This is a genomic window from Achromobacter pulmonis (genome assembly GCF_021733725.1).
GTDB lineage: Bacteria > Pseudomonadota > Gammaproteobacteria > Burkholderiales > Burkholderiaceae_B > Achromobacter > Achromobacter pulmonis.
In genome coordinates this window covers 2,812,589-2,826,306 of the sequence record NZ_JAIFOT010000001.1, presented here as the reverse complement: position 1 = coordinate 2,826,306, position 13,718 = coordinate 2,812,589, and the positions used below count along the sequence as shown (strand labels likewise).

Below are 13,718 nucleotides of genomic sequence, written 5' to 3'. Positions count from 1 at the left end.
ACCCTGGAAACCGAGATGACTGATCAACCCGACCTCACCAAGCTGATCTTCGGTCGCCTGACCTGGGACGCCATCCCCTTCCACGAGCCGATCCTGCTGGCCACCTTCGTGATGGTGGCCATCGGCGGCATCGTGGTGCTGGGCGCCATTACCTACTACCGCAAGTGGGGCTACCTGTGGCATGAGTGGTTCACCAGCATCGACCACAAGAAGATCGGCATCATGTACATGGTCCTGGGGCTGGTGATGCTGCTGCGCGGCTTCGCCGACGCCATCATGATGCGGCTGCAGCAGGCCGTGGCCTTCGGCGATTCCACCGGCTACCTGCCGCCGCACCATTACGACCAGATCTTCACGGCGCACGGCGTCATCATGATCTTCTTCGTGGCGATGCCGCTGGTCACGGGGTTGATGAATTACGTGGTGCCGCTGCAGATCGGCGCGCGCGACGTGGCCTTTCCGTTCCTGAACAATTTCAGCTTCTGGATGACCACCGGCGGCGTGGTGCTGGTGATGATGTCGCTGTTCGTCGGCGAATTCGCGCGCACCGGCTGGCTGGCGTATCCACCGCTGTCGGGCATCGCGCAGAGTCCGGACGTGGGGGTCGATTACTACATATGGGCCCTGCAGATAGCCGGGGTCGGCACGCTATTGTCGGGCGTGAACCTGCTGGTCACCATCGTCAAGATGCGCGCGCCCGGCATGTCGCTGATGCGCATGCCGATCTTCACCTGGACCGCGCTGTGCACCAACGTGCTGATCGTGGCGGCGTTCCCGGTGTTGACGGCGGTGCTGGCGCTGCTGTCGATGGACCGCTATGTCGGCACCAACTTCTTCACGGCCGACTTCGGCGGCAACGCCATGATGTACGTGAACCTGATCTGGATCTGGGGCCACCCCGAGGTCTACATCCTGATCCTGCCGGCCTTCGGCATCTTCTCGGAGGTGGTCGCCACCTTCTGCCGCAAGCGCCTGTTCGGCTATGCGTCGATGGTCTACGCCACGGTGGTGATCACGGTGCTGTCGTACCTGGTGTGGCTGCACCACTTCTTCACCATGGGTTCCGGGGCCAGCGTGAACTCGTTCTTCGGCATCACCACCATGATCATCTCGATCCCGACCGGGGCCAAGATCTTCAACTGGCTGTTCACCATGTACCGCGGCCGCATCCGCTTCGAGGTGCCGATGCTGTGGACCATGGGCTTCATGGTCACCTTCGTGATCGGCGGCATGACCGGCGTACTGCTGGCGGTGCCACCGGCCGACTTCGCGCTGCACAACAGCCTGTTCCTGATCGCCCACTTCCACAACGTCATCATCGGCGGCGTGCTGTTCGGCCTGATGGCCGGCATCACCTACTGGTTCCCCAAGGCATTCGGCTACAAGCTCGACCCGTTCTGGGGCAAATGCTCGTTCTGGTTCTGGCTGGTGGGCTTCTATTTCGCCTTCATGCCGCTGTACGTGCTGGGGCTGATGGGCGTGACGCGGCGCCTGAACCACTTCGAAGACATGTCGCTGCAGATCTGGTTCCAGGTGGCCGCGTTCGGCGCCTTCCTGATCGCCATCGGCATCGCCTGCTTCCTGATCCAGCTGGTGGTCAGCTACCGCCGCCGGGAAGCGCTGCGCGACGACAGCGGCGATCCATGGGACGGCCGCACGCTGGAATGGTCGACCTCCTCGCCGCCGCCCAGCTACAACTTCGCCTTCACGCCGCGGGTGCATGACCAGGACGCCTGGTGGCAGATGAAACAGCACGGCTACCAGCGTCCGCAGAGCGGCTTCATCCCCATCCACATGCCCAAGAACACCTGGGCCGGCATCGTGCTGGCGGGGATCAGCGTGGTCATGGGCTTCGCGCTGATCTGGCATATGTGGCCGCTGGCGGTGCTGTCGTTCGCCGCGCTGATCATCGTGGCCATCGTCCATACCTTCAACTACCAGCGCGAGTACTACGTGCCGGCCGACGAGGTCGTGCGCACGGAGGCCGCCCGCACCCAACTGTTGGCGAAACATGTCTGATACCCTGGCTCCCACCCTGCCCGGCGGCAGCGCGCCGCCCGCCGAGCCCGTGTTCCACGTGGCTGGCGAACACCACCCGAAAAACGGCACGCTGCTGGGCTTCTGGGTCTACCTGATGAGCGACTGCCTCATCTTCGCCTGCCTGTTCGCCACCTATGGCGTGCTGGGGCGCAGCTATGCGGCCGGGCCGTCCGGCGCCGATCTGTTCGATCTGCCGCTGGTGGCGGTCAACACCTCGCTGCTGCTGCTGTCCTCCATCACCTACGGTTTCGCCATGCTGGAAATGCGGCGCAACCGGGTCGGCGCCACGCAGGCCTGGCTGGCGGTCACCGGCCTGCTCGGGCTGGGCTTCCTGTCGCTGGAACTGTATGAGTTCGCGCATCTGATCCACATCGGCGCCGGACCGCAGCGCAGCGCCTTCCTGTCGTCGTTCTTCACCCTGGTGGGCACGCACGGGCTGCACGTCACGTTCGGCATCGTCTGGCTGGTGACGATGATGGTGCAGGTGCGCGTGCACGGCCTGATTCCCGAAAACCGCCGCCGGCTGATGTGCCTGTCGATGTTCTGGCACTTCCTGGACCTGATCTGGGTCGGCGTGTTCACCTTTGTCTACCTGATGGGAGTGCTGCCATGAACGCCCATGCCGATGCTGCCGGCCACGGCCACGATCACGGCCATCACGACGATGACGACGGCGCCGCCCATGGCACCCTGAAAAGCTACGTCACCGGCTTCATCCTGGCGGCCATCCTGACCGCCATCCCGTTCTGGCTGGTGATGGACCGGGTATTCGAGAGCTCGCGCACCACGGCGCTGATCATCCTGGCGTTCGCGGCGGTCCAGATCGTGGTGCACATCGTCTATTTCCTGCACATGGATGCCAGGTCCGAAAACGGCTGGAACATGTTGGCGTTAATATTCACGCTGGTGCTGGTCGTGATCACGCTCAGCGGATCCATCTGGATCATGTACCACTTGAACTCCAACATGATGCCCATGTCGATCCACGACATGCGGAATATGCCCTGACGTGATGGCGGCAACAAAAGACTCTACGCATTCCGGCGACACCCCCCGCAACCCTCGCAGCGCAACCACCCTGGTCATCCTGGGCGTGGTGGCAGCCGCGCTGTTCGCGGGCCTGTGCGCCCTCGGTACCTGGCAGGTGCACCGCCTGGCCTGGAAGCAGAACCTGATCGCGCAGGTGGACCAGCGCGCCCATGCGCCCGCCGTGCCCGCGCCGGCCCGCGCCGACTGGCCGGCGCTGACGTCCGACAATGCCGAATACCGCCGCGTATCGGCCAGCGGCACTTACCTATACGACAAGCAGACGCTGGTGCAGGCCGCCACCGAACTGGGCAGCGGCTACTGGGTCATGACGCCGCTGCAACGGGCGGACGGCGGCGGCACAGTGCTGGTCAACCGCGGCTTCGTGCTGCCCGAATGGCGCAAGCGCCAGGCCGCCGGCGCCCCGCCCGGGGCCGGGGCCGCGCCGGTCAAGGTCGAGGGCCTGCTGCGCATGGGCGAGCCGGGCAACGGCTTCCTGCGCAACAACGATCCGGCCGCCAACCTCTGGTATTCGCGCGACCTGCCGGCCATCGCCCAGGCGCGCGGGCTGGGCGCGGTGGCGCCGTACTTCATTGACGCCGACGCCGCCCCCGGCGCCGTCCGCGATCCGGCGCAGGCCCCGGTCGGCGGCCTGACGACGCTGACCTTTCCCAACAATCACCTGGTCTATGCCATCACCTGGTATGCCCTGGCCGCGATGATCATCGTCGGCGCCGGCATCGTGGTGCGCGAAGAACGGCGGCTGCGCGCGCGCCGCTGATCCCTGCCCTCGCGGCCAGCGGCCGCGAGTGTCCGCCTGCGGCGAGCCCTCTCGCCGCCCTCCCCTCTGCATACCCACCTATCGCGGCCCAAAGGTCGCTAGGCGTGCGGCTGTTCGTCGCCTGTGGCGAACTCGTCTCAGATACGTCCTAGAACGCCTGCGGATCACAGAGCGTCGGCCGAAGCTACCGGAGAATGGCCCAGTGCAATCCACACAGGCCATCGAAACCACCCCGCGCACCACGCCCGGCGGCATGTTCTTCGGCTTCCCTAAAAACTCTAGGAGTTCCCGCGATGAAAAAAAACCTGCTTGTCGCCGCCATCCTGGCCTCGTTCGCCGGCGCCGCCCAAGCCGAGACGTCGGTCACGCTGTACGGCGTCGTTGACACCGGCATCGGCTACAACAAAATCTCCGGCCACACGTCCATGATGGACGATACCGGCGTGAGCCGTGACGTCGACTTGAGCGGTAGCAGGGTCGGCATGATCAATGGCATCCAGGGCGGTTCGCGCTGGGGCCTGAAGGGCTCCGAGGATCTGGGCGACGGCCTGCGCGCCATGTTCACGGTCGAAAGCGGCTTCGACTCGGGCAACGGCCAGTCGCAGCAGAGCCGCCTGTTCAACCGCCAGGCCACCGTCGGCCTGGCCAACGATAGCTGGGGCTCCCTGGAATTCGGCCGCCAGACCACCCTCAGCGGCAACTTCCTGGCAGAAATCGATCCCTTCTACACCAGCTTCACCCAGGCCAACATCGGTACGACCTTCAGCGCAGCCAACACCATGCGTTGGGACAACATGATCATGTACCGCAGCCCCTGGACCGACGGCTTCCAGTTCGCGGTGGGCTATTCCTTCAACGCCGACAGCACGGACGCGAACCAGAGCGGCTTCCGCACCGCCGACAATGCGCGTGGCATCACGGCGGGCCTGCGCTATGTCAACGGCCCGTTGAATGTGTCGATGACCTATGACCAACTGAGCAGTTCGAATCAGGCTCGCGACATCGCCGCAAACGGCCGCGAACGCACCATCAACGGCACCCCCACCGAATTCAACCACGACATCACGCCGCGCCAATACGCGCTGGGCATCTCGTACGATCTGGAAGTCGTGAAGCTGGCTGCCGCCTACGCACGCACGACCAACGGCTTGTTCGTCATGCAGGATCTGCCGGTGGGCTCGCTCAACGAAAACTCCGGAGCCTACCTCTACAGCGACGGCTTCAAGGCCAACTCCTACATGCTCGGCGCCACGCTGCCGCTGGGTGGCGCAGGTAGCCTGTTTGGTTCGTGGCAACATCTTGCCTCCACCGACAGTGACGATCCCAAGATGAACGTCTGGAGCGTGGGCTATACCTACGACCTGTCCAAGCGCACCAGCCTGTATGCCTATGGCTCGTACGGCAAGAACTACCTGCTGGTCGACGGCCTCAATAGCACTGCTGGCGGCGTCGGTATCCACCACCGCTTCTAAACCCGCTTGCGGCGCCGGCACCGCCGGCACCACGCCGCCAAAACGCCGTCACGGACGCCTCTGTCCGTGACGGCGTTTTTTTCGCGATCCTTCCCGGGTGCGGCCTGGACTTTCGGATCGCGAGGTGCTTGTGATTCGGCTCCTCGCCCAGCCGATCAAAGTAGCGAGAATTTCATGCGTTTTGCCAGAAAATAAGGATTTTTGACCTACAATGAAATCTGGGGACAGCAATCGGCATCTTGCCTGACGTGCTGTTCCCTTTGTTTTTTCTCTTCACAACAGGAGTTCCACGGATGAAGAAGACGCTGCTCGCAGCCGCAATGTTGACCACTTTTGCAGGCATCGCTCAGGCAGAACCGTCAGTCACTCTCTATGGTGTCATCGACACCGGCATTGGCTACAACAAGATCAAGGGCAATGGTTATGACGGCAGCAAGCTCGGCATGATCAACGGCATCCAGGCCGGCTCCCGCTGGGGCCTGCGCGGATCCGAAGACCTGGGCGATGGCCTGCGCGCCGAGTTCAAGCTGGAAAGCGGCTTCGATTCGGGCAATGGCACCCGCGGCCAGAGCGGCCGCCTGTTCGGTCGCCAGGCCACCATCGGGCTGGCCAACGACGCCTGGGGCACGATCGAGTTCGGCCGCCAGGCCACGGTGGGCTCGAACTACCTGGCCGACATTGACCCCTTCTATACCAGCTACACCCAATCGAACATGGGCCTGGGTTTCAGCGCGGCCAACACCATGCGCTGGGACAACATGGTGATGTACCGCAGCCCCTCGATGAGCGGCTTCCAGTTCGCCGCGGGCTATTCCTTCAACGTCGACGATACCAATAGCGACGAAACCCGTTTCCGCACCGCCGACAACTCGCGCGGCATCACCGCCGGCCTGCGCTATGTCGAAGGCCCGGTGAATGTCACGCTGACCTACGACCAGCTCAATGGTTCGAACCGCGCGTCGATCGACCACGATGCCACGCCGCGCCAGTATGCCGTGGGCGCTTCGTACGACCTGGAAGTGGTGAAGCTGGCCGCCGCCTATGGCCGCACCACCGATGGCTGGTTCGTCGGCCAGGACCTGCCGGCCGGCACGCCGTTCAGCGATGAATTCGGCACCAACCGCTACGTCGACGGCTTCAAGGCCAACGCCTACATGCTGGGCGCGACGCTGCCGCTCAGCGGCGCCAGCAGCCTGTTCGCGTCGTGGCAGCACGTTTCGCCGTCTAACGACCGCCTGACCGGCGGCGATGCCAACATGAACGTCTGGAGCGTGGGCTATACCTACGACCTGTCCAAGCGCACCAACCTGTACGCCTATGGCTCATACGGCAAGGACTACGCGTTCATCGACGGCCTCAAGAGCACCGCGGCCGGTGTCGGCATCCGCCACGTGTTCTAAGACGAAGGCTCGCGCCGGCGCTGCCGGCGCCCCGGCGGTTCACCGTAGGCGCGCCGGTACATGGCGATGAAGGCGCTGTCGCTGGCATAGCCCATGGCATGCGCCACCGCCGTCACCGACGCGCCCTCGGCCAGCCGCGCCCGCGCCATCAGCAGCCGGCATTGGGTGCGCCAGCGGGTGAAGGACAGGCCGGTTTCCGCCAGGAACAGCCGCGCCAGCGTCCGCTCGCTGGCGCCGACCCGCCCTCCCCAATCGTCGATCGACAGCGGGCAGGCCGGATTCGCCAGCAGTTCGCGCGCGATGGGCAGCAGCCGCCGGTCGCGCGGCATCGGCAAATGCAACGGCGTCGCCGGCGCCGCCCTCAGTTCATCCAGCAACGTGCGCACCAGGCGCTGGCGCGGCGCGTCCAGGGCTTGGTTCGAGGGCCATTGCGTCACGCGCAGGATCATCTCGCGCAGGAGCGGATTGACGTCGAGGATTCCGGGCTCCCGCGGCAGGCCGGGATAGACGCCGACATCGAAATACAGGCTGCGATAGGCGAACGAGCCTTGCATCACCGTGCGATGCCGGCAGCCGGCCGGCAGCCAGGCCGCCTGCAGCGGCGCCAGCTGTCCCACCCGGTCGTCCAGATAGAGGGTCACGCCTCCCTCGGCCTGATACAGCAATTGCGCGCGCCGGTGGGTATGCCAATCCGAGGCGTGCGCGCGCGTGTCGATCGCCATGCCCACGACAGGGCAGGCCACGAGATCCGGATCCTCGACGGCGGCGGGTGGGTAGACGGGCATGTCTGGTTGGCGATGTTTTATGGCTGAATATCGTGATTCTGCATGCCGTGGCGCGCCTACGCTAGCGTCTTTTTGCGTGACGGCGGCATCATGGCTTCCCCTTCCTCCTTCTCCTCCTCATCCTCTTGCACCACGGGCGCCCTGCCGCCGCCGTGGCTCGTCATCGCGCTGCTGGCGCTGCCACAGATCGCCGAAACCATCCTCGCCCCGGCCCTGCCCGACCTGGCGCGCCACTGGCGCCTGGATCCCGCCGCCACCCAGCCGGTCATGGGCGTCTTCTTCGTCGGCTTTGCCGCCGGGGTGTTGCTGTGGGGCCATCTGGCCGACACCCGCGGCCGCCGCCCGGCGATGCTGGCGGGGCTGGCCGTCGGCTTGGCGGGCACGCTGGGCGCGCTGGCGGCGCCGAGCTATCCGTGGTTGCTGGCCGGGCGCTTCGTGCAGGCGCTGGGGCTGGCGGCCTGTTCGGTGGTGACGCAGACCGTGCTGCGCGATTGCCTGGACGGCCAGCGGCTGACCCATTACTTCGTCACGCTGGGCGCGGTGCTGGCATGGTCGCCCGCGGTCGGACCGCTGACCGGCCAATTGCTGGCCGACTGGCGAGGCTATCCCGGCGTGCTGGCGGCGATCGCGGCAGGCGTGGCACTGCTGCTGGGCGCGGTCGTCTGGCGCTGGGCCGAGACCCGGCCGGCGCCGGCCGGGCCCGTGGCGCTGGCCGCGCTGGCACGCCGGATGCTGGGCGACGCCGCGTTGCGCCTGGCCGTGTTGCGGGTGGCGGGCCTGAACCTGCTGGTGTTTTCCTTTTATGCCGCCGGGCCGTTCATGACGGGGCGCTTGCCCGGATTGGGTTTCGGCTGGGTGGGCCTGGGCGTGGCGCTGGCCGGCTGCCTGGGCGCGGCCGCCAACCGCCGGCTGCCGGCCACGGCGAACGCCGCGCGACGGGTCCGCCATGGCCTGCGCTGCGTCGCCCTCGGCGCCACGGCCCAGGCGCTGGCGATGGCCTGGCAGCCGCAGCCAGGCTGGCTGTGGGCCGCCACGGCCCTGCCGGTGTTCGCCGGCTACGGGCTGGCGATACCCAACCTGCTGGGCCCGGCGCTGCGCCGTTATGGCGATTGCCTGGGCCGCGCCGGCGCCCTGTTCGGACTGGCCTACTACAGTCTGCTGGGCCTGGGTCTGGCAGCCACGTCCTGGCTGCCGTTCGACACGCCGCTGCCATTGAGCTTGGCGTGGCTGGCGGTGGCCGGGTGTTTGCTGCTGGCGCGCGAGCGCGGTTAGGAAGCCGGCCAGCATTCGCGGGGTCGCAAGCGCGCGTCCAGGCGCACCCCGTTTTGGCTTTACCCGCCTGGGGCTTACCGTCTGGGGATCACCCTTCCGGCAGGCCCTCGGCGCGCCAATCCGGAAATCCGGCGTCCAGCCGCCGCGCGCGCAAGCCGTGGGCGCGCAACGCGGTAACGGCGTCCGAAGACAACACGCAGAACGGCCCGCGGCAATAGGCCACGATTTCATGGTCGGCCGGCAGTTCGCCGATCCGCTGGAGCAGTTCGTCCGCGGGAATATTGATGGCGCCGGGCAGGTGCCCCTGCGCGAACTCGTCGGCGGGCCGGACATCGAGCAGGGTCATGCTGCCTTCGCCCAGCCGGCTCAGCAGTTCGTCGCGCGAGATGGCCTCGAGGCCGTCGCGCCGGTCCTGGCTGTCGGCCACCAGGCGCCGCATTTCGCCGCGATTGTGCTGCGCCACCGCGCCCAGCGCGTTGAGCAGGCCGGCGATTGGCGCGGTGCCCAGGCGGTAATACACGTGCTTGCCGTCACGTCGGGTCGCCACGAATCCGGCCCGGCGCAACTGTTGCAGGTGCTGCGACGCATTGGCCACCGACAACCCGGCCAGTTCAGCCAGCCGTTCGACCGGACGTTCACCCTGCGCGATGTGTTCCAGCAGGATCAGGCGATGGGCGTTGCCCAGGGTGCGGGCAAGCTCCGCCAATTCGGCGGCGAGCGAGGGTTGGACAGGTGGCGCGGTCATTGGCGGCGATCTTAGCATTGCGCCACCCGCGCCCCTATCCCCTGTCCCGGGCAGGGCGGTGCCATCAACGCGCAACACGTTGCTGTCATCATTGGATACTTCCCTGGTCTACGGTCCCGCTTCCATGCCGCGCCTGTCTCCCCCCGCCATGCCTCGTCCGCTCTCTCCTCCCTGGCGTTCCGTCCTGCGGCTATTGGCCTTGGCCGCGCTCCCCTTGATGCTGGCCGCATGCAACGGCAGCGACAACGATGAAGGCGGCAGCCCCGTGGCCGAAAACCCGGCGCCGCCGGCGGATACGCGCAACCCGGCCTACCTGGCGGCCAAGCCCGGCGATGTGATCAAGGTGCGCATCGAGGCGCTGCGCCCGACCCAGGCCGCGATCGGCTACGACCAGATCTACTACAAGCTGGGCCGCTGGCAGGGCGACTTCAATCGCGCCACCTGGGCCGCCGATCCGGCCAAGCAGCTGGACTACCTGAACCGCACGGTCGGCAAGAAATTCAGCGACTACTGCGAAGACATGGGCGCCACCACCGCCCAGGCCTTTGCCTCGATAGCCGAAGCGCAGGCCGCGCGCCTGGACCAGCCCGCCACGTTCCACTGCATCGCCGCCATGGGCGCCGACCCGACCCACCTGAAAACGGTGGTGGTCGGCTGGGACGGCAATCTGTACCTGACCGACGGCCATCACACTTTTTCGTCGCTGCGCGAGATCGCCGACGGCGGCCCCACGCTGCCGGTGTGGGTCAAGGTCGACGCCAACTACAGCGGCATCGGCAGCGCCGCGGCGTTCTGGCAACGCATGGTCGATGAACGCAAGGCCTGGCTGCGCGATGGCCAGAACCAGCCCATCACGGTGGACCAGTTGCCGACGCGCCTGGGGATGGCCAATGCGCAGGAGGCCGGAGGCATGCAGGAAGACCGCTACCGTTCGCTGGTGTACTTCACCCGCGACATCGCCTACAGCAACGGCGATCTGCCGGAATTCGCCGAATTCCTGTGGGGCGACTGGCTGCGCCGCCAGGTGGCCGGCGGCCAATTGCCGAACCTGGACCAGTACGCCATGATGGCGCCCTCGACCCCGGCGCAGATCCTGACGGTCAGTACCCTGAGTTCGGCGCTGGCCGCCACCGGCGCCAACGACGGCTATGCGGCGGCGGTGCGCAATGCCGCCCTGAAGATGACGGCGCTGGCCGATAATGACCTCGTGTTCGAGGATCGCACGGCGGCCAGCCTCGGCCGCATCGTGCTGGTGCCCGGCGCGCCTGGCGGCTCGCCGACCAAGAACGCGCGCGACACGCTCGAAGAGCTGCCCCGCAACGACGTCAAGGGCGACGGCAGCCCGCGCGGCGCCGGCAAGCTGTGGTTCGCGGTCAACTACCGCGCCTGCGGCAAGCCGGCGGCCGGCACCTGCTGGGGCTGGTAGCGCGGCGCCGGCATGTCGCGCAACGGAGCAGGCGCCGGCCCGCGTCAGCGGTCGATCTGCATGGCCGGCCGGGCCTGCACCTTGCCCAGCCAGGCCTGTACCTTCGGGTGCGCCGCCACCGGCGCCCCGAGCATCGTGCTGTAGCCGATCACCGATCCCACCACCAGATCCGCCAGCGAGTAGTCGGCGCCCAGCATCCAGGGCTGGCGCGCCAGGTGGCCGTCCAACACCGCCAGCAAGGCATCCAGATCGGCCAGCGCCCGTTCCGCCTGGCGCGGGTCGCGCTGGCCCGCTTCGCCGTGGCCGACATGGAACAGGCGCCACAGCACCGCGCCATAGGAAACATAGACCCACGAGCACCAGGACATGGCCGCCAGCCGTTGCGGCGTGCCCGCGGCGGGCCACAGGCCACGTTCAACGCCCCATTGCTCGCCCAGCCAGAGCTGGATCGCCAGCGCCTCGAACAGCGGCGCGCCGTCCACGGTGAGCGTGGGGACCTTGCCGTTCGGGTTGATCGCCAGGAATTCGGGACGGCGCTGTTCGCCGGCACGGATATCGACCTTCACGCGCTCGTGCGGCACTTGCAGTTCGGCCAGGGCGGAGGCGATCGGGGAAGCACTGGACTGCGGGTGCCAATAGAAGACGATGGACATGGAACAGACTCCGTTTCGAGGGGGTTGCGCCGCGGCCCCATGGCCGCCGGCGATACGGTGAACTGTAGAATCCATTGCGGACAGTTTCCGCCCTTGATACCCGGTATCGTTCCCCCCCATGCTCACCTCCAGCAACCGCCTCCTGCGCCTGCTATCGCTGCTGCAAACCCGCCGCCACTGGAGCGGCGCGGACCTCGCCCAAGCCCTCGAGGTGCACCCGCGCACCCTGCGGCGCGACATCGAACGGTTGCGCGAACTGGGCTATCCGATCCAGGCCAGCAGCGGCGTGGCGGGCGGCTACGCTTTTCGCGCCGGGCACGCGCTTCCTCCTTTGCTGCTGGACGACGAGGAAGCGCTGACGGTGGCGATCACCTTGCGCACCGCCGCCACCGGCACGGTCGCCGGCATCGAGGAAGCCGCGCTGCGGGCGCTGGTCAAGCTGGAACAGGTGATGCCCGCGCGGCTGCGCCACAAAATGGACGCATTGCGCTCGGCCCTGGTGCCGCTGGCGCGCCACACGCCGCTGGTGGATGCGAGCCTGTTGGCCGCCCTGGCCGCCGCTTGCCGCGACCAGTTGCGGGTGCGCTTCGACTATACGGATGGCCGCGGCCAGCCCAGCACGCGCCAGGTCGAACCGCAGGGATTGGCGCATACGGGCTGGCGCTGGTATCTGGTGGCCTGGGACCCGGCGCGCGAGGATTGGCGTACGTTCCGGCTCGACCGTATCGGCGGCGCGGTCACGCCGGGAACGCACTTCCGGCCGCGGCCGCCCCCGGACGGCGGCGACCTGCGCGGCTATGTCGCGCGCTCGGTGGGCCAGGGCGCCAACACCGAGCAGGCCCGCATCGTCCTGCACGCGCCACGCGCGGCGATGGCGGCGCGCATTCCGTCCTGGGCCGGTGAACTCGAAGCGCTGGACGACGGCCGCTGCCTGTTGTGCTGCGCGGGCCAGTCAATGGACGCGCTGAGCTACTGGCTGCTGGCGCTGGATGTGGAATTCGATGTGCTGGCGCCGGCGGCGCTGGTGCAGCGCCTGCGGCAGGCGGGCGAGCGCATCGACCGCATGCTGCGCCGCCACGCCGCGGACGCGGCGCGAACGGAAGGGGATCAGGCGGGTTGACCGGCCTGTTCGGACTGCTTGACCAGCTCGGCCTTGGCCAACTGCTGCATGACCAGCGAGACCTTGTCGGCGATCTTCAATTTGTCCGCCGCGGACATGGCGTCGTAGTCTTCCTTGGAAATGCCAAGCGCGGCGAGCGCGGCGTAGAACATCTTGTCCTGCAATGACAGGGTCGCGTAGTCCATGAACTCCTGTTCGGCGGCGGAGGGCGCGGCCTGGGTCGCGCCCTGCACGCCACCGCCCAGGGACGAGGCGCCGCGCTGGCGCGCATCGGCGAAGGCGGCGCGGAAGGCGCCGTTGTCGGTACCGGTCACGGAATGGCGAGGGGCGGCCGGGTCGGCGGCGGACGAGGGGTTCAGGACGATCATGACGCGGCCTTTGCGTGAATAGCTCGATGGTCCACACGTTACCCCGTGAGCGGCGCGGGCGAATCCATGGACTGATGCCCGATCGCCTCGCTTATCCGCCGATTGCACCCGGTGCGCATCGCCCCGGGTTCAAGTATCTTGTGTCACCTTCACCTATTCCGGAGCATGCGCCGCCATGAGTCTCGAACCGACCCCCGCCGACCCCCAAACCCCTGCCCTGCCCATGCCGCCGGCCGACGTCTTCCTGCAATTCCTGGTGAACCTGGTGAACAACGGCGGCCAGCTCGAGAGCATCGGCGTGACGCTGCAAATGGGAGGCATGCTGGTATCGGGCTCGATCGTGTCCGGCGCCGAGTATTTCGACCGCTTCGCCGCGTCCTTCGCCGATTCCCTGTCCGACATGGACCCGCAAGCCCGGCAGTCGGTGCGCACCTCGCTGGCCGAATTGGGCGATGTCTTCCGGCTGCCGCAGCCGGCCGAGCCGCTGCCCAACTACATCCACCTGGACGATGCCCTGTTCTTCACCGCCGACGGCACGCCGATCGCGGGCCAGCCCACGCTGTGGCGCGGGCGCAGCAGCGCGGTCGATGGCTTCATCCTGGGCCGCCTGCAGTCCGAATGACCCGGCGG

14 protein-coding genes are annotated in these 13,718 nt (G+C 67.2%); 10 read left to right on the top strand and 4 right to left on the bottom strand.

From position 1 onward, the window contains the following. The first annotated feature begins 15 nt into the window (after nucleotides 1-15). The 6 genes from cyoB (at nucleotide 16) to K2W61_RS12935 (ending at nucleotide 6,719) form a co-directional block, all read left to right on the top strand. Entirely contained in the window at nucleotides 16-2,019 is a 2,004-nt protein-coding gene (gene cyoB, locus K2W61_RS12960; RefSeq protein WP_175132355.1) for a cytochrome o ubiquinol oxidase subunit I, read from the top strand. After that, complete coding sequence (gene cyoC, locus K2W61_RS12955; protein ID WP_175132354.1) at nucleotides 2,012-2,653, top strand: cytochrome o ubiquinol oxidase subunit III; 642 nt, start codon at nucleotides 2,012-2,014, stop codon at nucleotides 2,651-2,653. Before cyoB ends, cyoC begins: the two co-directional genes overlap by 8 nt. Continuing rightward, nucleotides 2,650-3,048, top strand: coding sequence for a cytochrome o ubiquinol oxidase subunit IV (gene cyoD / locus K2W61_RS12950; protein ID WP_175132353.1), 399 nt, complete (start codon nucleotides 2,650-2,652; stop codon nucleotides 3,046-3,048). The genes cyoC and cyoD overlap by 4 nt, the downstream gene beginning before the upstream one ends. 4 nt (nucleotides 3,049-3,052) lie before the next feature. Further along, a complete protein-coding gene (locus K2W61_RS12945; protein WP_236755783.1) occupies nucleotides 3,053-3,847 on the top strand; it encodes an SURF1 family protein in 795 nt (264 codons plus the stop codon). 293 nt (nucleotides 3,848-4,140) lie between these two features. Then, nucleotides 4,141-5,319 (top strand): porin, encoded by a 1,179-nt coding sequence (locus K2W61_RS12940; protein WP_175140488.1) that lies wholly within the window; start codon nucleotides 4,141-4,143, stop codon nucleotides 5,317-5,319. Nucleotides 5,320-5,612: 293 nt separating this feature from the next. Next, nucleotides 5,613-6,719 carry a porin gene (locus K2W61_RS12935; RefSeq protein WP_175140487.1) on the top strand — a complete coding sequence of 369 codons (1,107 nt, stop codon included), beginning with the start codon at nucleotides 5,613-5,615 and terminating at the stop codon, nucleotides 6,717-6,719. Here K2W61_RS12935 and K2W61_RS12930 read toward each other — a convergent pair. Beyond that, nucleotides 6,716-7,504, bottom strand: coding sequence for an AraC family transcriptional regulator (locus K2W61_RS12930; protein ID WP_175132349.1), 789 nt, complete (start codon nucleotides 7,502-7,504; stop codon nucleotides 6,716-6,718). The genes K2W61_RS12935 and K2W61_RS12930 overlap by 4 nt on opposite strands. Nucleotides 7,505-7,594: 90 nt before the next feature. On the opposite strand from K2W61_RS12930, the gene K2W61_RS12925 reads away from it, so the two are divergent. Then, nucleotides 7,595-8,776, top strand: a complete 1,182-nt coding sequence (locus K2W61_RS12925; protein ID WP_236755782.1) for a multidrug effflux MFS transporter — start codon at nucleotides 7,595-7,597, stop codon at nucleotides 8,774-8,776. 88 nt (nucleotides 8,777-8,864) lie between these two features. Here the strand turns inward: K2W61_RS12925 and K2W61_RS12920 are convergent, their stop codons facing one another. Then, nucleotides 8,865-9,521 (bottom strand): ArsR/SmtB family transcription factor, encoded by a 657-nt coding sequence (locus tag K2W61_RS12920; RefSeq protein WP_175132347.1) that lies wholly within the window; start codon nucleotides 9,519-9,521, stop codon nucleotides 8,865-8,867. A 124-nt stretch (nucleotides 9,522-9,645) separates the two neighbouring features. On the opposite strand from K2W61_RS12920, the gene K2W61_RS12915 reads away from it, so the two are divergent. Further along, nucleotides 9,646-10,947, top strand: coding sequence for a ParB/Srx family N-terminal domain-containing protein (locus K2W61_RS12915; RefSeq protein WP_236756977.1), 1,302 nt, complete (start codon nucleotides 9,646-9,648; stop codon nucleotides 10,945-10,947). Between the two features lie 44 nt (nucleotides 10,948-10,991). On the opposite strand, the gene K2W61_RS12910 is transcribed toward K2W61_RS12915, so the two are convergent. Then, nucleotides 10,992-11,600 carry a glutathione S-transferase family protein gene (locus K2W61_RS12910; protein WP_175140484.1) on the bottom strand — a complete coding sequence of 203 codons (609 nt, stop codon included), beginning with the start codon at nucleotides 11,598-11,600 and terminating at the stop codon, nucleotides 10,992-10,994. Between the two features lie 118 nt (nucleotides 11,601-11,718). On the opposite strand from K2W61_RS12910, the gene K2W61_RS12905 reads away from it, so the two are divergent. After that, the gene (locus K2W61_RS12905; protein ID WP_175140483.1) at nucleotides 11,719-12,720 is read left to right on the top strand and encodes a helix-turn-helix transcriptional regulator; all 1,002 of its coding nucleotides are present in this window, start codon (nucleotides 11,719-11,721) and stop codon (nucleotides 12,718-12,720) included. Here the strand turns inward: K2W61_RS12905 and K2W61_RS12900 are convergent. Further along, on the bottom strand, nucleotides 12,708-13,088 hold the full coding sequence (locus K2W61_RS12900) for a hypothetical protein (protein ID WP_175132344.1): 381 nt from the start codon (nucleotides 13,086-13,088) through the stop codon (nucleotides 12,708-12,710). The genes K2W61_RS12905 and K2W61_RS12900 overlap by 13 nt on opposite strands. A gap of 175 nt (nucleotides 13,089-13,263) precedes the next feature. On the opposite strand from K2W61_RS12900, the gene gvpU reads away from it, so the two are divergent. Further along, a complete protein-coding gene (gene gvpU / locus K2W61_RS12895) occupies nucleotides 13,264-13,710 on the top strand; it encodes a gas vesicle accessory protein GvpU (RefSeq protein WP_175132343.1) in 447 nt (148 codons plus the stop codon). The last annotated feature ends 8 nt before the right edge of the window (nucleotides 13,711-13,718 follow it).